Raw genomic sequence first — 19,936 nt, forward strand, 5'->3', positions numbered from 1 at the left:
GCTGCGGATGAGCGACAGGAGCTGCCTACGCTACGACGCGGAAACCATACGATCCGGTATGTACCGCACAGTTCCACCTGCGGCCGGCAAAAAGAGCCGAGCGTGGGCTCGGCTCTACACGGACTGCGATTCCGCGAAGGCGACGGCCTCAGGCGCCGGCCATCCACTTCAGGATCAGGCCGGTGACATAGGCCAGCCCGGTGCCGGTGGCATAGCCCACTGTGCCGAGCAGTACGCCCACCGGCGCCAGCGTCGGGTGGAACGCCGCCGCCACCACCGGTGCCGACGCCGCCGCACCGATGTTGCCCTGCGAACCGATCGCGAAGAAGAACAGCGGCGCGCGCAGCAGCTTGGCGACGATCCACAGCACCAGTACGTGGGTGGCCATCCAGATCGCACCGAGCAGGAACAGCCACGGCCGATCCAGCAGCGACAACAGATTCATCTGCATGCCGATGCAGGCGATCAGGAAGTACAGGAACACCGTGCCCAGCCGCGAGGCACCGGCCGCTTCCAGCCGGCGCGCGCGGGTAAAGCTCAGGCCCAGGCCCATCGCGGTGGACAGCAGGATCACCCACACGAACTGGCTGTCCAGGCTGAACTGGCTGGCCCAGCTGATGTTGGCCTTGAACCAGCCCGACAACGGCGCAGCAATGGCGTGGGCCAGGCCGACACCGCCCAGCGCCACGCCGACGATCACCATCAGGTCGGTCATGCTGGGGATGCGTGCGTTCTGCGCCTCGTAGGCACTGATGCGCGCCTTCATCTCGTCGATGGCACGGGTATCGGCCCCGTTGCGGGTATCGATCTGCTGCGCACGGTTGGCCAGGAACAGCAGGATCGCCATCCACAGGCTGGCGCAGGCCACGTCGACCACAGCGAACTGGCCGAACGTGGTCGCATCGGTACCGAACACTTCGCGCATCGCGACCATGTTGGCGCCGCCACCGATCCAGCTGCCGGCCAGCGCGGCCATGCCTGCCCAGGTATCACCTGCCACGGTTTCCGGATGGATCAGCTTCATCAGCTGGAACGAGACGATGGCGCCGAGCATGATGCCGGCGGTACCGGCGCAGAACACGAGCAGCAGCTTCGGGCCGAGCTTGATGACCCCTTTGAGGTCGATCGACAGGGTCAGCAGGACCAGCGCGGCCGGCAGCAGCACGTCGCGTGCAACCGGGTTGTAGAGCGAGGTGTTGTGGCCATCGATGACACCGGCGGTGTTGTAGATAGCGGGGATGAAGTAGCACAGCAGCAGCGCCGGCACCCAGGCGAAGATCTTCTTCAGCAGGGGGTCGGGCCGCTGGCAGCCCAGAAGATCAGGGCCAGGGTGGCGGCAATCAGGCCCAGTCCAACGATGTCGTTGCTGATCAGGGCGGTAGCGGGTTCGGTCGGCATGGGATCCTCTGTCGATCGAAAGAGCGGGAAAAAAGCGCCGCATAAAGCGGCGCATCCCGAGATTAACATTGTCTTCACGCCGGGTCATGCTGCAGTGCCTACTGTCCCTCCCGGAGCCCGTCCCATGCAGCTTGGTGCCTTTTCGGTCAGTCTCTCGGTCAAGGACCTGCAGGCCTCCCGCGACTTCTACGAAGCCCTCGGGTTTTCGGTGACCGGTGGCGAGCCGGCGCAGAACTGGCTGGTGATGCGCAACAACGGCATCGTCATCGGCCTGTTCCAGGGCATGTTTGAAGGCAACCTGCTGACCTTCAACCCGGGCTGGGACCAGCACAAGCAGGAACTGCGCCAGTTCCAGGACGTGCGTGAGCTGCAGGCCGAACTCGATGCCCGGGGCATCGAGCTGGCGGTGCGCACCGACCCTGACGGCCAGGGCACCGGGTATGTGCAGCTGGCCGATCCGGATGGCAATGTGATCCTGATCGACCAGCATGTGGCGCGACCCAACGGGCAGTGACGCGTACGGCATGCCAACCAAGGTTGGCATCTACCGGTAGGCGTCGACCTTGGTCGACGGGCAGCGTTCCAGGCAGGGGTGGCGGCCAGATCAGGCCGGTCGTGATGCACCGAAGTCGAGGGTAGCGCGTGTGCCGCGCGGCTCGCAGGGATCCAGCTGCAGGGTCCAGCCCAGGTGTTCGCACAGCCGCGCGATCAGGTCCAGGCCGATGCCGCCGCCACGGTCGGCGCGCTCACCACGGGCCATCCGCGCGTGGATCGCGGCGATCTCCTCCGGGCTCATGCCATGCCCAGGATCCTGCAGGGTCAGCACCGCCGACGCGCTCAGCCGCAGCTCGATATGGCCACGCCCGCTGTTCTCGATGGCATTGCGCAGCAGGTTGCCGATGGCCGCCTGCACCACCGCCAGCGGCGCGACGATATCCACCGGCGCGGCGTGGATGCCGATGCTCAGGTCCTTGTCGCCAAGCAGGTGGCGATGGTCGTCGACGATCTCCGGCAGCAGCTGGTCCAGCGCGATGCGCTCGGCGCGCGCGGCCAGCCGCGCCGGATCACGTGCCAGCACCAGCAGCAGCTCGATCAGCTGCTCCACGCTCTGCGCGGTACGCAGCACCCGCTGCACCTGCTGGCGCGCGCGCTCGGGCAGGCCCGGCTGTTCCAGTGCCAGCTCGGCCGCACCGGTCATCACCGCGATCGGCGTACGCAGTTCGTGGCTGGCGGTGCTGATGAACACCCGCTCACGCTCGACAAACTGCTCGTTGCGATCCAGATAGTCGTTCAGCGCATCGGCAATGGTATGCAGCTCGGAACTGCCACGCGGATCGACCTCGATGCGCTGCCCCTGCACGCCCGGGCGCAGTGCACCAATGCGCTGCGCCAGCAGGCTCAACGGGCGCACCATGCGCTCCATGCCGAAGGACGCCATCAGCACGGTGACGAAGATCATGATCACCCCGGCCAGCATCACCCAGCGCGTGGCGAACTGCTCCAGATCATGGAAGTCGGAGATGTCCAGCGCCAGCGCGACGCGGCCCATGGACCGGGTCTCGCGCACCATCACCGCCGTCTCCCGCCCCTTGATCATCACCCCGTCGTGCAGCCCCGGATGCAGCGTGCGCAGGCTGTCAGGCAGGTTGACCGCATCGAAGCGGTACAGGCTGAGCGTGTCCGAATCCTGCCAGCGGTAGTGCGGCTCGTGCTCGACGTGCTCGACGATGCTGTCCAGCTCGGAATTGAGCAGCGCGCGCCAGGCCGCGTGCTCGGCGTGCTCGTGCACATAGTTGCCGACACTGAACACGGCCAGCGAAATCAGCGCCAGGTAGCCCAGCAACCACCACACCACGCGCCGATACAGCGGCCCCGGCTTACGCGCCTTCATCATCGTCCTTGCCGGCCGCGCCGGGGTGGCCTCGGCCAGGCGATAGCCGACCCGCGGCAGGGTATGGATCAGCTTCTCGCCAAACGGACCGTCGACACTGCGGCGCAGCTCGTAGACATGCGAACGCAGCAGATCGCCGTCCGGCGGCTCGTCTCCCCACAGCGCGAATTCCAGCTGCTGGCGGGTGACCGCGCCGGGGCTGGCGCGCATCAGCACTTCCAGCAACTTGCGGCAGGCCGGGTACAGGTGCAGCACCTGGCCGCCCCGCTGGGCTTCCAGGGTCGCCAGGTCCAGCACCAGGTCGCCCACCTGCAGGCGCTTGCGCGGGTTGCGGCCCTGCGCGCGCAGCAGCAGCGCCTCCAGCCGCACTTCCAGTTCCGGCAGCGCGAACGGCTTGGTCAGATAGTCATCGGCGCCGGCGCGGAAACCGGCGATCTTGTCCGGCAGTTCGTCGCGCGCGGTGAGCATGATCACCGGCACCTCCGAGGCATGCTCGGCGCGCAGCCGGCGCAGCACCTCCGGGCCCTCCATGCGCGGCAGCATCCAGTCCAGGATCACCGCATCGTAGGGATGACTGCCGGCCAGGTGCAGGCCGGTGATGCCATCCGGGGCCACGTCCAGCACGTGCCCGCGCGACTCGAAATAGTCGAACAGGTTGGCCACCAGCTGGCGGTTGTCCTCGATCACCAACAGACGCATGCACGAAACATCCACGGAAGTTCGTACCATGGTAGCGCTGCGCATGTCGGAATGCGGTCGCCCTGCGCCGGTTCCGACGCCTTTCCTACCCCTGCCACGTCAGAGTGGCCGTTTTGCTCCCGGAGCCTGCCGTGCCCGTAGCCCTGCCCCACCGCTGGCGCCTGCCCCTGTTGTGGCTGCTGATCATCGCTGCATTGGCAGCCGGTATCGGCCTGCGCCAACCGCAGCCGCCGGACGAGCCGCGCTTCGTGCTGGCCGCCCGCACCATGGTCGAAAGCGGGCAATGGCTGCTGCCGCACCGGGGCATCGAGCTGTATGCGGAAAAGCCGCCGGTGTTCATGTGGCTGCAGGCCGCCGCCTACGAGGTGGTGGGCAGCTGGCAATGGTCGTTCCTGCTGCCCTCGCTGCTGGGCGCCCTGCTCAGCCTGTGGCTGGTATCGGACCTGGCACGCCGGCTGTGGTCGCCACGACACGCGGTCTATGCCCTGGCCGCACTGTTCTGCACCCTGCAGTTCGGACTGATGGCCAAGCGTGCGCAGATCGACATGGTGCTGGTGGGCATGACCACCGTGGCCCTGTGGGGCCTGTTGCGACACCTGTGCGAGCGTCGCAATCTGCCCGCGCTGTGGCTGGCCGGCTTCGCCGCCGGCCTCGGCACGGTCACCAAGGGCGTGGGCTTCCTGCCGCTGCTGATGGTGCTGCCCTGGTTCGGCTGGTGGCTGTACCAGCGCCGTCGCGGCTACACCGTGGAGGGCCCGCATCCGGCCACCCTGTTGTGGCTGATCCCGGCCTTCCTGCTGGGCGTAGGTGTGTGGCTGGCGCCGCTGGGCTGGGCCCTGCTGCACTCGCCCAGCGCCGAACTGCAGGCCTACGCGCATGAACTGTTGTTCAAGCAGACCGGCACCCGTTATGCCAACGCCTGGCATCACCGGCAACCGGTCTGGTACTACCTGCAGGTGATCCTCACGCTGTGGCTGCCGGGCAGCCTGCTGCTGCCGATGCTGTTCAAGCCCTGGTGGCGCCGCCTGCGTCGTGGCGACCGGCGCCAGTGGTTGCTGCTGGGCTGGGCGCTGCTGGTGCTGGTGTTCTTCAGCGCCAGCCCGGGCAAGCGTGAGGTGTACCTGCTGCCGATGCTGCCAGCGATGGCACTGGCCGTGGCGCCGCTGCTGCCCGGACTGCTGCGCCGGCTGTGCGTACGCCGCTACCTGTTCGGCTACAGCGTGATGCTGATGCTGGCCACCGGCACGCTGGGCGTAATGCTGATGACCGAGCACCCCTGGGCGCTGGCGCAGCTGGAGCGGCGGGCGATGCCTGACACGCTGCTGCCGGTGCTGGGCGATGGGCTGCTGACCTTCGCCATCGCCCTGGCCACCCTGATCGTCTGGCTGCGGGTGCGTCGTGCGGCGACGCTGGTGCTGCTGACCCACGGCCTGCTGTGGATGCTCTACGGCCTGGTGCTGATCCCGGCGCTGGACCCCTATGCCTCGGCCTCGGCGTTGATGCGCCGGGTCGGTGCGCGGATCGGCCCGGACGCCGAGTTGGCGCTGGTCGCCTGGCGCGAGCAGAACCTGCTGCAGGCCGACCGCCCGGCACGCGAGTTCGGTTTCAAGCGGCCCTGGGCCGAGCAATGGCACGATGCCGGCCCGTGGCTGGCCGAGGCACCTGACAAGCGCTGGCTGCTGGTGCTGGACGATGCGATGAGCCCCTGCGTTGACCCGGCCAAGGTGATCGATATCGGTATCGCCAACAGGAATCGTTGGCAACTGCTTCCCGGTACGGCCTGGGACGCGCAGTGCCACGCCGAACGGGCCGGTGCGAACGCCGAAGAAGACTGAACGTTGGCACGCGCCGGGCAAACCTTAACCCGGCGCGAACACGTGTCCGACCCTTCTCCGACATGCCGGTGACGAGCATGGGCGCGGATTCCCGAACCGCTCCTGCCCAGCATGCCCGTCCGTCCCCTTGATTCGGTAGCGCCGCTTGCAACATCGCCACTGGCGTCAAAATTTGCCGTAACTCACCTCTGGCTGCCTGTCGCGATCGCCCTGCCGGTGTTCACCCTGCTGATGGGTTTCGGCGGCGACCAATGGGTGGCCGATCACCTGTTCCGCCTCGAAGGGGGCCGCTGGGCGCTGCAGGATGCGTGGCTCACCCGCACGGTCGTGCACAAGGCCGGCAAATGGCTCAGTACCGCCGCCGCGCTGGTGGCGATCCTGCTGTGCTTCCACCACTGGCGCAAAGGACGTGATCGCACCCTGCGATGGGCGCTGCTTTATGTCGTGATTGCCATGGCCTTGGGCACCGGCGTGATCTCCCTGATGAAGTCGCTGGTGCCGATGGAATGCCCCTGGGACCTGCTGCGCTACGGCGGGCACCAGCCTTTCATCGGTCTGTTCACCGCACGTCCTGCCGGCATGGCGGCGCAGGCCTGCTTCCCGGCCGGACATGCCAGTGCCGGTTACGCCTGGCTCTGCCTGTACTTCTTCGCGCTGCTGTGGCGGCCGTCCTGGCGCTGGGTTGGGCTGTGGATCGGCCTGGGCACCGGCCTGGTGTTCGGCATCAGCCAGCAGCTGCGGGGCGCCCATTTCCTTTCGCATGACGTTGCCACCGCGTTGATATGTTGGCTGCTGTCGCTGGGCCTGTACCTGATCGTCAAACGCGTCCTGATCCACCGTCAGCCGGACCGTCCTCACCGCCAGGAGGCAAACGCATGAGTGCATCGGTGCAACGTCCCGCGCGTTTTCCTGCGCTGGCCAACCTCCGCCACTGGCGGCCGCAGTTGTCCACCGAAGCGCTGATCGCGCTGACCAGCCTGTTCTTCGCGGTCGCCGGCAACGGCCTGTTCTGGCACAGCGCCATGGCCAGCCATCCGGGCAGCCTTCGCTACGCGCTGTCGCTGCTGCTGTTGCTGCTGGGCGCGCACGGCGTGCTGCTCGGCATCCTGGTCTGGCGCTGGAATGCCAAGGTGGTGATCAGCCTGTTGCTGCTGGTGACCGCATTCGCTGCGCACTACATGAGCCGCTACCACATCTACCTGGATGCGGACATGCTGCGCAATGTGCTGGCGACCGACCCCAAGGAAAGCCGCGAGCTGATGACCGTGTCGCTGGTATGGCCGGTGCTGCTTCTGGCAGTGCTGCCGATGGCGGTGCTGTGGCGGGTGCAGCTGCGCCGCCGCAGCTGGGGCCGTAGTCTGCTGTGGCGCCTCGGCTTCCTGGTGGTGGCAGCGGTGACCGCCGTTGGCGGCGCGCTGATCTCGTTCCAGGACGTCTCGGCGCTGATGCGCAACCAGCGCGAAGTGCGTTACCTGGCTACACCGGCCAACGTTCTGCTGGGCATGCCGCGCGCACTGCGTGGCGACAACCCGGTGCAGCGCGCGCCGAAGCTGCCGATCGGCACCGATGCCAAGGCCACCCCGCGAGCGCCGGCCAGCAAGCCGCGCCTGCTGGTGATCGTGATGGGCGAGACCGTGCGCGCGCAGAACTGGGGCCTCAATGGCGGCCGCAACACCACGCCGGAGCTGGCCCAGGCCAGCGTGATCAATTTCCCGGACATGCATTCGTGCGGCACCAGCACCGAGGTCTCGCTGCCGTGCCTGTTCTCACCCTGGGGCCGCCACGACTACGACGAGAAGAAGATCCGTGCGCATCAGTCGCTGCTGCACGTGCTGAACCGCGCCGGCATTGCGCCGCTGTGGCGTGACAACCAGTCCGGCTGCAAGGGCGTGTGTGAGAACCTGGATTTCCAGTCGCTGTCCGATGCGACCACGCCGGGCCTGTGCGCCGATGGCCGTTGCATGGACGAGATCCTGCTGCAGGATCTGGCCACCCAGGTACGCGCCCGGCCCGGTGACCGCGTGGTGGTGCTGCACCAGCTGGGCAACCACGGCCCGGCCTATTTCGAGCGCTATCCGGCGGCCTTTGCCCGCTTCAAGCCAACCTGCGACACCCGTGACATCGGCCGCTGCTCGCGCGAAGAGATCACCAACAGCTACGACAATGCCGTGCTGTACACCGATCACTTCCTGACCAAGACCATCGGCACGCTGCAGGGCATGCAGGACTACGACACGGCAATGATCTACCTGTCCGACCACGGCGAATCGCTGGGCGAGAAGGGCCTGTTCCTGCATGGCGTGCCCTACGCCATTGCCCCGGCCGAGCAGACCCGGGTGCCGATGACGATGTGGTTCTCGCCGGGCTTTGCCAGTAGCCGCGGGCTGGATCTGCAGTGCGTGCGCAAGCGCTCGGCGGCGTATACCGACCACGACAACCTGTTCCCGTCGGTGCTTGGCCTGATGCAGGTGAAGACGGCGCTGTACGAACGCGACCGCGACGTGTTCGCCAACTGCGAGCGTTGAGGGTTGTTCGGCAGGGCTTGCAGCCCTGCACCTGCAGAGGCAACGGCCGAAGCAACGGCAACAGCAACAGCGTGCATTCCGTGGGATGGCGGGGTGGGTCCGGTGGCGGGGGACGCCGTGAATACGTCCATGTAGGCTCGGTCGCCGCATCCATGCGGCTCACGCCCCCGCCACCGGACCCACCCCGCCTTCGACAGTTTTCCGCGACCTGTTGGACATGCCGATGGGGTCGGATCCGTTTTCCGGAGGAAAACGGATCCGACCCCAATTTTGATTGTCGATACCTGACAGATGTGTCGACCATGGTCGACACCCACCAACGGCCGCCGCCATCTTTCAGAGGTGGGGCGGTGTGGGCTTGCAGGACCGTTGGCGCCATGGATGGCGCCATCGAGCCCCCATGGATGCGTTTACGGCGTGTCCTGCAAGCCCACATCCCCCGCCAAACCACGGATAGCCCGCTGTTGCCGTTGCTTCGGCCTTTGCCCTTGCTTGAACGCCTCTGCGGGTGCCGGGCGCCGCCCGGCCGACTTCCGCCACTTGCGGTGGCAGCGGCTGCCCACTAGCCTTCGGCCGTCGTTCACCACCCAAGGACCGCCCGTGAAACACCGTCATCTCCTGCTGGCCTCGGCTATCGCCGCCGCCACGCTGGCCCTGGCCGCCTGCAAGAAGGAACCCACCCCAGGCACCGATACCGCCAGCAGCAGCGCACCGGCCGGTGAAACCGCCGACCAGTTCGTGGCCCGCATCAATGCCGAATTCAAGGCCGCCTACCCGGAGATGACCTCGGCGCAGTGGCTGTCCTCCACCTACATCAACAGTGATTCGGAACGCATCGCGGCCAAGGCCAACGAGCGCTCGCTGACCCAGCTCAACAGCTGGATCGAACAGGCCGCCAGGTTCGATGGCAAGCCGATGAGCGAGGACAGCAAGCGTGCGATCCACCTGCTGAAGCTGATGTCCTCGATGCCGGCGCCGCGCGACCCGGCCAAGCTGGCCCAGCTGACCCAGATCGCCACCCGCATGGAAGGCAGCTACGGTGCCGGCAAGTACTGCACCGACGCCAACGATCCGAACTCCTGCCGCCAGCTGGGCGAACTGGAGCAGGTGCTGGCGCGCAGCCGCGACTACGACAAGCAGCTCGATGCCTGGCAGGGCTGGCACAGCACCACCAAGAGCATGCGCGGCGACTACCAGACCTTCGTCGGCCTGGTGAACGAAGGCGCCAAGGGCATGGGCTTCACCGATGCCGGCCAGATGTGGCGCAGCGGCTATGACATGCCGCCGGAACAGATCGGCCCGGAAACCGATCGCCTGTGGGAACAGGTCAAGCCGATGTACGAGCAGCTGCACTGCTACGCACGCGGCAAGCTGGACAAGACCTACGGCAAGGACAAGGCCGAAGTGGGCAACGGCCTGATCGCCGCGCACCTGCTCGGCAACATGTGGCAGCAGGACTGGTCGAACCTGTGGGACCAGCTGGAACCGTACCCGGGCGCCGGCAGCCTGGACATCACCGCCGCGCTTGAGAAGCAGTACCAGACCAACCTGAGCGCCGCGCTGGCCAAGGCCGGCAAGGACGCCAACGTCGCCGCGCAGTACAAGGCGCAGCGCGAGGCCGAACTGCGTACCGCCAAGCAGATGACCGAGCGCGCGCAGGACTTCTATGTGTCACTGGGCATGCCGTCGCTGCCGCAGTCGTACTGGGACAAGACCCAGTTCATCAAGCCCGACGACCGCGACGTGGTCTGCCATGCCAGCGCCTGGGACATGAACATGGAAGGCGACGTGCGCACCAAGATGTGCATCAAGCCGAACGAAGAAAACTTCACCACCATCTACCACGAGCTGGGCCACATCTATTACGACCTGGCCTACAACCCGCTGCCGCCCCTGTTCCAGGGCGGTGCCAACGATGGCTTCCACGAAGCGATCGGCGACACCATCGTGCTGGCGATGACGCCCAAGTACCTCAGCTCGATCGGTCTGGTCGACGCACCGACCGAAAGCCGTGAGGCGGTGATCAACAACCAGATGCGCATGGCGCTGTCGGGCGTGTCGTTCCTGCCGTTCGGGCTGATGATCGATCGCTGGCGCTGGGGCGTGTTCGACGGTTCGATCACCGCCGACAACTACAACAAGGCCTGGTGGGACCTGAAGGCCAAGTACCAGGGCGTGGCCCCGGCCAGCACCCGTGGCGAAGAATTCTTCGACCCGGGCGCGAAGTACCACGTGCCGGGCAACACCCCGTACACCCGCTACTTCCTGGCGCGCATCCTCCAGTTCCAGTTCTACAAGGGCCTGTGCGACGCGTCCGGCTACAAGGGCCCGCTGCATGAGTGCACCTTCTACGGCAACAAGGAAGCCGGGCAGAAGTACTGGGCGATGCTGAGCAAGGGTGCCAGCCAGCCGTGGCAGGCCACGCTGAAGGAACTGACCGGCACCGACAAGCTCGATGCCGGCCCGATGATCGAGTACTTCACCCCGGTCAACGAGTGGCTGAAGCAGCAGAACGAAGGCCAGATGTGCGGCTGGCAGGCCAACGCGGCGCCGGCGGCGAAATGAGAAAAGGGGCGGGTCCGCGAGGATCCGCCCCTTTCCGGTAGTGCCGGCCGCTGGCCGGCAAGCGGTTGCCGGCAAGCGGTTGCCGGCCAGCGGCCGGCACTACCGCGAGGCGGATCAGCTGTTCTTCTTCGCCGCCATCGCTGCGGCCAGCTCGGCCTTGAATTCCTCGAAGGTCTGGCCCTTCTCCTTCGCCTCGGCCTGTGCGGCATCGCGCAACGCGTCCGAATACATCAGGCGCACCGGCGTGCCATTGCGTTCGTGCAGCTCACCGGCCTGCATGATCAGCGCCAGTACCTGCGCTGCGCTCTCGCTGTGGCCGGCAATGCGGCCATCCATGCCCAGCACCCATTCGCCGTCGCGGCGCACGACTCCGGCCAGCAGGGTGCGCTGTGCATCGCGCAGTTCCGCATGCGGCTCCACCGGCGAGGCCTGGGCAGCGGCCTTGTTGGCGGCCTGCTTTTCCTGGCGACGGCGCTGGTCGCGGCGGGTCTTGGAGCTGGTGGACATGGTGCGGTACCGCTGCGAAGGGGGCGCAAGGATAGCGCACCCCGCCCGCCACGCCGCTTCACACCCGCTCAGTCCAGCACTTTGCCGTGCCGCCAGTAGCCCATGAAGGTGATCGCGCGACGGTCCAGCCCGCAGTCGCGGACCAGATGGCGACGGATCGCCATCACCGCCCCGGCCTCGCCTGCCACCCAGGCATACAGCGGCCCGGCCGCACGGGTATCGGCCTGCTCCCAGAGGATCTGCGTATCGACGTCGATCTCCTCCAGTTCATCATCGGCGGACACCGCCGAGGCCGCCGCCAGCCGCGCCTGGACCGCCTGCAGCAACGGCTGGCCGTGGGCCGCCTGACCACGCGGCAACCAGACCAGCTCGGCCGTGGCCGGCGCCTTCAGCGGCACCGCATCGCCGGCCTGCGCCACTTCCAGCAGCGCCAGCGTGCGCGGCGGATCGGCCAGCGCGGCCAGTTCCTCGAGGATGCCGGCCACCGCCGGCAGCGCGGTTTCATCGGCCACCAGCAGCACCTGGCCGACACCGGCCGGCGGCTTCCATTCCCAGCCTTCGCTGCTGTCGGCGCAGTCGGCATCGGGGGCCAGCAGTACCACGCGGTCGCCTGGCCGCGCGTGGATGGCCCAGCGCGAAGCCGGCCCGGTCTCGCCATGGATGACGAAATCGACGTCGACCTCGCCCTGCTCGGCGCGCAGCTGGCGGATGGTGTAGGTGCGCATCGGCGGGCGCTGGTCGTCCGGCAGGGCCCGATAGCGCGGGTACCAGTCTTCGCCGTTGGGCACCTGCGGCACGTCCTGGCCGGGCAAGGGGAAGAACACCTTGATGCGCTGGTCCGGGCCTTCGGTCTTCATCCGCGCCACGTCGGCACCGGTGAACACCATGCGGTCCAGGGAAGGGGAAAGAACGCGGCGCTCCTTCAGCGCCACCTCGAACAGGCGGTAGGTCTGCTGCGCAGCCATGGGGGAACCTCATGCGACGACATCGGATCGGCTGGCGGTCGTGCATCCACGCACTGGCTGGCTGGAGCCTCCAGCCTAGTCCGGTCGCCGGTCGTCGCAAGCGTTGCGGGCATCACGGCCTGCCCTACCCCTGCACGCTGCTCAATGGCCCGTGCAGGCCGCCTGTGCCGCGCGCTCGCGGTGATGTTCCCAGTACCAGAACACGAAGCCGGCAGCGAAGAACGCGGCCTGGCCCAGCGCCAGGTGCAGCGGGCTGGCACTGAGCAGCGGCGACACCACGCCGGCCACCACGGTGCTGATCATCAGCTGCACGAACGCCTGCAGCGACGAGGCCAGGCCACGCTGGTGCGGGTACATGTCCAGCACCGCCAGTGCCAGGATCGGGAAGATCAGCGACATGCCCATGCCGCCCAGGAAGATCGGCAGCACTGCCCACGGCAGCACGAACTGCGGCGACAGCGCCACGTAGCCGACATTCAGCAGCGCCGACAGCGCGCACAGGCTGAAACCGATGGCGACCTGGCGGGTGGGCGTGGTGTGCCCGGCCATGCGCCCGGACAGGAACGAGCCGGTAGTCATGCCGCCGATGGTGGGGATGAACAGCCAGGCGAACCCACCTTCACCGAGGTGCAGATGCTGCATCACGAACACCGGCGCCGAGGAGATGTACAGGAAGATGCCGCCGAAACCGATGCTGCCGGCCAGCGCCAGGCGCAGGAAGCGCGGGTTGAAGCCGATGCGCACGTAGTCGCGCATCAGCACCCGTGGCGACAACGGTACGCGTGCCTCGACCGGATGGGTTTCCGGCAGGTAGCGCGCGGTAGCCGCCAGCAGCACCAGCGCGAACACCACCAGGAACCAGAAGATCAGCGGCCATCCAGCGCCACTGAGCAGGATCCAGCCACCGATGATCGGCGCGATGGCCGGCGCGATGCCGAACAGCATCGACACCTGGCTCATCAGCCGCTGCGCGTCGTGGCCATGGTACAGGTCACGGATCACCGCGCGGCCGACGATCATGCCCACGCCCGCCGACAGCCCCTGCAGCGCGCGGAAGGCCAGCAGCGTGGTCAGGTCGGTGGACAGCGCGCAACCGACCGAGGCGCCGACGAACACCACCAGGCCACCGAGGATCACCCGCTTGCGCCCCCAGGCGTCGGACAGCGGGCCGTGCGCCAGGCTCATCAGGCCGTAGAACAGCAGGTACACGCTGATGGTCTGCTGCACCGCCACCTCGTCCACCGCCAGGCGCTGGGCCAGCTGCGGGAAGGCCGGGAAGATGGTGTCGATCGAGAACGGACCGAACATGGCCAGGCCGGCGAGCAGCAGGGCCATGCGGCGGGTGGAAGGAGCAACAGCGGCGGTCATGGAAAGGGTGTCCGGCAGGGCCATGCGCGGCACGCACGGCCGGCGCCGGTCCCCTTGCGGCAGGGACGGCGCCAGATGAATACGAGAATCCGGCCATCATAGGTGGGGATTGCACGCGATGCCATGCAGCGCTGCACAAAACGCACGACCGGGCCATCGGCCATTCAGGCCCGGCCGCACCGACCGGCGGCCGCCGGCGGGCCCGCAACGGGCTATAATCGGCGGGCAACACGGTGGGAGAAGCGGAACACCGCTGCCGAAGGCGCAACGCCCGTAATCGCTCAGGCCCGATACCACCCGTAACACAACTCTGGAGAGACCGGTTCGATCCGGCGCCGAAGGGGCACGAAGCTGCGGTTGCCCGCGCTTTTAAACTCTCAGGCAAAAGGACAGAGGGGCGCCCCGCAGACCGCCGACCGGCGGCTTGTGCCCGTGCGTGTGCCCTTTCCTGACGGATCCTTCGCCATGTCCCAGAACACCCCTTCCCTGCGTGAGCTCGAGCATCATTCCGCGTTCGTCGAGCGCCACATCGGCCCCAACGATGCCGAGATCGCGCAGATGCTCGACGTCGTCGGCCACGCGTCGCTGGATGCGATGACCGATGCCATCGTGCCGGCCAAGATCAAGTCGCCGGCGCCGCTGGCGCTGCCGGAATCGATGACCGAAGTGCAGGCACTGGCCAAGATCCGTGCGATCGCCGACAAGAACACCGTGCTGCGCAGCTTCATCGGCCAGGGCTACTACGGTACCCACACGCCGAACGTGATCCTGCGCAACATCCTGGAAAACCCGGCCTGGTACACCGCCTACACCCCGTACCAGGCGGAAATCTCGCAGGGCCGCATGGAAGCACTGATCAACTTCCAGACCCTGTGCGCCGACCTCACCGGCATGGAAATCGCCAACGCCTCGCTGCTGGACGAAGCCACCGCCGCTGCTGAAGCGATGACCCTGGCCAAGCGTTCGGCCAAGTCGAAGTCGGACACCTTCTTCGTGCACGACGCCGTGCACCCGCAGACGCTGGAACTGCTGCGCACCCGCGCCGAGCCCATGGGCATCGTGCTGCGCGTCGGCACCCCGGCCGAAGCACTGGAAGCGGAAGCCTTCGGTCTGCTGCTGCAGTATCCGGATACCTTCGGCCAGGTCGGCGACTACAAGGCGCTGGTCGATGCCGTGCACGCACGTGGCGGCCTGGTGGCCGTGGCCACCGACCTGCTGGCACTGACCCTGCTGGCCGCCCCGGGCGAATGGGGCGCGGACATCGTGGTCGGCAACAGCCAGCGTTTCGGCGTGCCGTTCGGCTTCGGTGGCCCGCACGCTGCCTTCATGGCCTGCCGTGACGCCTACAAGCGCTCGATGCCGGGCCGCCTGATCGGCGTCTCGATCGATGCCCAGGGCAACCCGGCCTACCGCCTGACCCTGCAGACCCGCGAGCAGCACATCCGCCGCGAGAAGGCCACTTCCAACATCTGTACCGCGCAGGTGCTGCTGGCGGTGATGGCCTCGATGTATGCCGTCTACCACGGCCCTGAAGGCCTGACCCGCATCGCCCGCCGCACCCACCGCCTGGCCTCGATCCTGGCCGCAGCGCTGCGCAATGCCGGCGTGCAGGTCGGTGGCGACTTCTTCGACACCCTGCACATCACCGGCGTGCACGCCGATGAGATCCACGCCAAGGCACGCGCCGCCGGCTACAACCTGCGCGCGATCGACAGCGACTCGGTCGGCATCAGCCTGGACGAAACCACCACCCGCGCCGACGTGGTTGCGCTGGCTGCGGTGTTCGGTGCCCAGGCCGACGTCGACGCGCTGGACGCCAGCACCGCCGACGCGCTGCCGGCCGGCCTGCTGCGCCAGTCCGCGTTCCTGACCCACCCGGTGTTCAACACCCACCACAGCGAGCACGAACTGCTGCGCTACCTGCGTTCGCTGGCCGACAAGGACCTGGCGATGGACCGCACGATGATCCCGCTGGGCTCGTGCACCATGAAGCTCAACGCCACCGCCGAGATGATCCCGGTGACCTGGCCGGAGTTCTCGCAGATCCATCCGCTGGTGCCGGCCGACCAGGCGCTGGGCTACAAGGAACTGATCGATACGCTGGAAGCGATGCTGGTCGAATGCACCGGCTACGACGCGGTGAGCCTGCAGCCGAACTCCGGCGCGCAGGGCGAGTACGCCGGCCTGCTGGCGATCCGTGCCTACCACCGCTCGCGCGGTGAAGGCCACCGTGACATCTGTCTGATCCCGGATTCGGCGCACGGCACCAACCCGGCTTCGGCACAGATGTGCGGCATGAAGGTGGTGGTGACCAAGACCGATGCCAACGGCAACGTCGACGTCGAAGACATCCGCGTCAATGCCGAGAAGTACAGCGACCGTCTGGCCGCGATCATGATGACCTACCCGTCCACGCACGGCGTGTTCGAGGAAGAGGTGGTCGAGATCTGCGAGATCATCCACCAGCACGGCGGCCAGGTGTATACCGACGGCGCCAACATGAACGCCCTGGTCGGCGTGGCCAAGCCGGGCAAGTGGGGTTCGGACGTTTCGCACCTGAACCTGCACAAGACCTTCTGCATTCCGCATGGCGGTGGTGGCCCGGGCGTTGGCCCGTGCGCGGTCAAGGAGCACCTGGCGCCGTTCCTGCCGGGCAAGCTGGGTGACAACGGCCCGGTCGGCATGGTCAGTGCGGCCAGCTTCGGCAGCGCCTCGATCCTGCCGATCAGCTGGATGTACATCGCCATGATGGGCAGCGAAGGCCTGCGCAAGGCCACCCAGGTCGCGCAGCTCAACGCCAACTACATCGCCAAGCGCCTGGCCCCGCACTTCAAGACCCTGTACACCGGCCGCAACGGTCTGGTCGCGCATGAGTGCATCCTGGACGTGCGCCCGCTGGAGAAGACCAGCGGCATCGGCGCCGAAGACGTGGCCAAGCGCCTGATCGACTTCGGCTTCCACGCCCCGACCCTGAGCTTCCCGGTGGCCGGCACGCTGATGGTCGAGCCGACCGAGAGCGAATCGCTGCACGAGCTGGACCGTTTCATCGACGCGATGATCCAGATCCGCGAGGAAATCAGCGCGATCGAAGACGGCCGCCTGGACCGCGAGGACAACCCGCTGAAGAACGCGCCGCACACTGCCACCGCAGTGACCGCCAGCGAGTGGACCCACGCCTACCCGCGCGAACTGGCCGCCTTCCCGCTGGCCAGCCTGAAGCAGAGCAAGTACTGGCCGCCGGTGGCACGCGTGGACAACGTGTACGGCGACAAGAACGTGATGTGCGCCTGCATCCCGGTCGATGCCTACAAGGATGATGAAGTCGAGGCGTAATCCTTCGACCCATCGGAAATGAAAACGGCCCGCGCGAGCGGGCCGTTCTCTTAAAAGAGTGTGGACCAAGATCCACACCCACAAAAAATCGATCACGGGTCCGGCATCTGCCCCAGGCTCAACTGCCACGACACACCGTAGCGGTCCTGCACCCAGCCATAGCGGTTGCTGAAATCGTAGTCGCCTACCGGCATCAGCCAGTGCCCGCCCTCGCCCAGCACGCGCGCGGCGCGTTCGAACTGTTCGGCGCCGGAGCACTCGACGAACAACGAGATCGACGGGCTGAAAGTGAAGTCGTGCACATCCAGGCTGTCGAAGCACAGGTAGTGGGTGCCACCGAGCAGGAAGATGGCCTGGCGCACCTGCCCGGGTACGCCGGCACCGGGGCCCTCCGGGTGGCGTTGCAGGGCCAGCAGGCGGAAATCGGCAAAGGCCTCGGCGTACAGGGCCAGAGCGGCCTCGGCCTGGCCGGTGAACATCAGGAACGGACGGCTGCGCAGCATGCGGTACTCCCGGTCGACGGGCCGATGACGGCCTACGCGATCAGCATTGCACGGCCGATGTGCAGCCCCCGTGGTAGTGCCGGCCGCTGGCCGGCAGCTTCGTCACGCCTCGCGCATGCGCCGGGCGATGGCGCTGCCAGCGGCGATCGTGGCGGTCAGCGCCACCATCGACAGGAACTGCAGGCGGGTATGCGACTCGCTCAGCAGCAGGCCGAAGATCAGCGCCAGGATGCCCAGCGCGCACACCGTCAGCCATGGGAAACCGGCCATGCGGAACGGCAGGCGGGTGCCCAGGCGGTCGGCACGCCGGCGCAGCACCAGCTGCGAGACCAGCGACAGCGTCCACACCAGCAGGCAGGTGGAACCGACGATGTTGAGCAGAACCGGCAGCACCCGGTCCGGGAACAGCAGTTCCATCACGGTGGCAGCGAAACCGAACAGCACGCTGGCCAGTACGGCAATCACCGGCACCTGGCGCGGATCGGTCCAACCCAGCACCGCCGGCGCCTCGCGGCGCTGCGCCAGCGAGTACATCATGCGCGAGGCGCCGTAGAGATTGGCGTTGAGCGCCGACAGCAGCGCGATCACCGCAATCAGCGTGATGGCAGTACCGGCGCCCGGGATGCGGGCGATATCCAGCACGGCGGCAAACGGCGACTTCAGTGCCTCGCTGGTCCACGGCACCACCGCGATGATCACGCTCAGCGAGCCGATGTAGAACACCAGGATGCGCCAGGCCACAGTGCGGATGGCACGGGCGATGCTGCGTTCGGGGTCTTCGGTTTCGGCTGCCGCCACCGCCACGATCTCGGTGCCGCCGAAGGCGAACACCACCACCAGCAGCGCCGCGCCGATACCGGCCAGGCCCTTCGGCGCGAAACCGCCGTGTTCGGTGAAGTTGCTCAGGCCCGGTGAGGTGACCTGCGGCAGCCAGCCCATCAGCAGCGCCACGCCGATGGCAATGAAGGCCAGGATCGCCGCCACCTTGAGGATGGCGAACCAGAATTCGAACTCGCCGAAGTTCTTCACCCCGAGCAGATTGATGGCGGTGAAGAACAGCATGAAGGCCAGCGCCGCCATCGGCACCGGTATGGCCGGCCAGACGGTAGCCAGCAGCCCGGCCGCCCCCACCGCCTCGGCGGCGATCACGATCACCAGCTGCACCCACCACAACCAGCCGACGGTGGCGCCCGCAGTGGCGCCCATGGCATCGGCGGCATACACCGAGAACGCGCCGCTGGTGGGTTTGGCCGCCGCCATCTCGCCCAGGGCGTTCATCACGATGATCACCAGCGCGCCGGCGACCAGGTAGGAGACCAATACCGCCGGACCGGCCGCCTGCACACCCACGCCCGAGCCGAGGAACAGGCCGGCGCCGATGGCGCTGCCCAGCCCCATCATGATCAGCTGGCGCGGCTTGAGCGAATGCCCGAGGCGGGACGGTGAAGCGGACGGAGTCGAATTGGGCATCGGCGGGGCTGGCGGCGGCTACAGGGGCGACACCTTACCCTGTCCCGCGCCTGCACGGATAGGCGCAGCGCAGCAGGTGGCTCAGGCCAGCGCAGGCTCGCCGACGTTGCCACCGATACGGGCCCGATAGGCACGGGGCGAGAAACCGGTTTCAGCCTTGAACTTGCGGGTGAAGGCGCTCTGGTCACTGAAACCGCAGGCCTGGCCGATGCAGGCGATGCTGTCGTCGCCATGCAGCAGGTGCATGGCCATCTGGATCCGCAGCCGGGTCAGCACCTGCTGCGGGGTCATCTGGAACACCTTGCGGAAGCTGCGCTCGAGCTTGGACAGCGAGAAGCCGGTGATGTCCAGCAGGGTCTGCATGCGCACGTTCTCGGCGTAGTGCGCGTTGAGATGGGCCAGGGCCAGCCGCAGCTGCTCGTACTGGCTGCCCAGGCTGTCCTTCTGGCCGAGGTCGCGGGAAATGCCGATCAGGCCCTCGATGGCCCCATCGACCACCAGCGGGCGCTTGCAGGTCAGGCACCAGCCCGGTTCGCGGTTGGCGAACAGATGCAGTTCCATCAGGTTCTCGATGACCTCGCCGGACAGCACGCGGGCGTCCTGATCCACGTAGTCCGCGCTCAACCCGGTCGGGTAGATCTCCGCCGCGGTACGCCCGATCACGTCCTTGCGCGCGCGCAGGCCCAGCCGCCGCAGCATGGTCTGGTTGACGTGGGTGTAACGCCCCTGGCGGTCCTTCATGAAGAACAGCACGTCCGGGATGGCGTCGAACAGGGCTTCGATGTCGGTGGGCTCGACTCGCATGCGGCAAGCATACCCGAGCCTGCTTTTGCCCGTACGTTCACCCGTGGCGGACCCTGGGTTAACGGCCATGGGG

The 19,936-nt window shown here is 67.3% G+C and carries 13 protein-coding genes, 2 pseudogenes and 1 riboswitch; of the genes and pseudogenes, 6 read left to right on the forward strand and 9 right to left on the reverse strand.

All coding sequences use genetic code 11. The features are described 5' to 3' along the window. Positions 1 to 148: 148 nt before the first annotated feature. Positions 149 to 1,398, reverse strand: a pseudogene (locus tag N4G47_RS14200) (DUF819 family protein). A 124-nt stretch (positions 1,399 to 1,522) separates the two neighbouring features. On the opposite strand from N4G47_RS14200, the gene N4G47_RS14205 reads away from it, so the two are divergent. Continuing rightward, a complete protein-coding gene (locus tag N4G47_RS14205) occupies positions 1,523 to 1,912 on the forward strand; it encodes a VOC family protein (protein WP_475287925.1) in 390 nt (129 codons plus the stop codon). Between the two features lie 90 nt (positions 1,913 to 2,002). Here the strand turns inward: N4G47_RS14205 and N4G47_RS14210 are convergent, their stop codons facing one another. Together N4G47_RS14210 and N4G47_RS14215 are read right to left on the reverse strand one after the other, a co-directional pair. Next, positions 2,003 to 3,289, reverse strand: coding sequence for a sensor histidine kinase (locus N4G47_RS14210; RefSeq protein ID WP_475289949.1), 1,287 nt, complete (start codon positions 3,287 to 3,289; stop codon positions 2,003 to 2,005). An 18-nt stretch (positions 3,290 to 3,307) separates the two neighbouring features. Further along, positions 3,308 to 3,988 (reverse strand): annotated as a pseudogene (locus N4G47_RS14215) (response regulator transcription factor); the annotation flags it as partial. Positions 3,989 to 4,119: 131 nt separating this feature from the next. On the opposite strand from N4G47_RS14215, the gene N4G47_RS14220 reads away from it, so the two are divergent. The 4 genes from N4G47_RS14220 (at position 4,120) to N4G47_RS14235 (ending at position 10,913) form a co-directional block, all read left to right on the forward strand. After that, entirely contained in the window at positions 4,120 to 5,823 is a 1,704-nt protein-coding gene (locus N4G47_RS14220) for an ArnT family glycosyltransferase (protein ID WP_475287927.1), read from the forward strand. A gap of 111 nt (positions 5,824 to 5,934) precedes the next feature. Next, on the forward strand, positions 5,935 to 6,702 hold the full coding sequence (locus tag N4G47_RS14225; protein WP_475287930.1) for a phosphatase PAP2 family protein: 768 nt from the start codon (positions 5,935 to 5,937) through the stop codon (positions 6,700 to 6,702). Then, positions 6,699 to 8,348 (forward strand): phosphoethanolamine transferase, encoded by a 1,650-nt coding sequence (locus tag N4G47_RS14230; RefSeq protein ID WP_475287932.1) that lies wholly within the window; start codon positions 6,699 to 6,701, stop codon positions 8,346 to 8,348. Before N4G47_RS14225 ends, N4G47_RS14230 begins: the two co-directional genes overlap by 4 nt. A gap of 600 nt (positions 8,349 to 8,948) precedes the next feature. Beyond that, positions 8,949 to 10,913 (forward strand): M2 family metallopeptidase, encoded by a 1,965-nt coding sequence (locus N4G47_RS14235; protein ID WP_475287934.1) that lies wholly within the window; start codon positions 8,949 to 8,951, stop codon positions 10,911 to 10,913. Between the two features lie 114 nt (positions 10,914 to 11,027). Here the strand turns inward: N4G47_RS14235 and N4G47_RS14240 are convergent, their stop codons facing one another. The 3 genes from N4G47_RS14240 to N4G47_RS14250 all read right to left on the reverse strand — a co-directional run bounded on the left by N4G47_RS14240 (position 11,028) and on the right by N4G47_RS14250 (position 13,753). Next, positions 11,028 to 11,420 carry a hypothetical protein gene (locus N4G47_RS14240; protein ID WP_008265644.1) on the reverse strand — a complete coding sequence of 131 codons (393 nt, stop codon included), beginning with the start codon at positions 11,418 to 11,420 and terminating at the stop codon, positions 11,028 to 11,030. Positions 11,421 to 11,488: 68 nt separating this feature from the next. Further along, the gene (locus N4G47_RS14245; protein WP_475287936.1) at positions 11,489 to 12,385 is read right to left on the reverse strand and encodes a siderophore-interacting protein; all 897 of its coding nucleotides are present in this window, start codon (positions 12,383 to 12,385) and stop codon (positions 11,489 to 11,491) included. 141 nt (positions 12,386 to 12,526) lie between these two features. Further along, the gene (locus N4G47_RS14250) at positions 12,527 to 13,753 is read right to left on the reverse strand and encodes a multidrug effflux MFS transporter (protein WP_475287938.1); all 1,227 of its coding nucleotides are present in this window, start codon (positions 13,751 to 13,753) and stop codon (positions 12,527 to 12,529) included. Between the two features lie 300 nt (positions 13,754 to 14,053). Next, a riboswitch (glycine riboswitch) is annotated at positions 14,054 to 14,156 on the forward strand. 62 nt (positions 14,157 to 14,218) lie between these two features. Between N4G47_RS14250 and gcvP the strand changes: the two genes are divergently transcribed. Beyond that, the gene (gcvP, locus tag N4G47_RS14255) at positions 14,219 to 17,086 is read left to right on the forward strand and encodes an aminomethyl-transferring glycine dehydrogenase (RefSeq protein ID WP_475287941.1); all 2,868 of its coding nucleotides are present in this window, start codon (positions 14,219 to 14,221) and stop codon (positions 17,084 to 17,086) included. Between the two features lie 92 nt (positions 17,087 to 17,178). On the opposite strand, the gene N4G47_RS14260 is transcribed toward gcvP, so the two are convergent. The 3 genes from N4G47_RS14260 to N4G47_RS14270 all read right to left on the reverse strand — a co-directional run bounded on the left by N4G47_RS14260 (position 17,179) and on the right by N4G47_RS14270 (position 19,863). Further along, complete coding sequence (locus tag N4G47_RS14260) at positions 17,179 to 17,589, reverse strand: VOC family protein (protein ID WP_107231196.1); 411 nt, start codon at positions 17,587 to 17,589, stop codon at positions 17,179 to 17,181. Between the two features lie 102 nt (positions 17,590 to 17,691). Continuing rightward, positions 17,692 to 19,059 carry an amino acid permease gene (locus N4G47_RS14265; RefSeq protein WP_475287945.1) on the reverse strand — a complete coding sequence of 456 codons (1,368 nt, stop codon included), beginning with the start codon at positions 19,057 to 19,059 and terminating at the stop codon, positions 17,692 to 17,694. 81 nt (positions 19,060 to 19,140) lie between these two features. Next, the gene (locus tag N4G47_RS14270) at positions 19,141 to 19,863 is read right to left on the reverse strand and encodes an AraC family transcriptional regulator (RefSeq protein WP_107231198.1); all 723 of its coding nucleotides are present in this window, start codon (positions 19,861 to 19,863) and stop codon (positions 19,141 to 19,143) included. Between the last annotated feature and the right edge of the window lie 73 nt (positions 19,864 to 19,936).

Source organism: Stenotrophomonas sp. GSD10, from assembly GCF_056172695.1.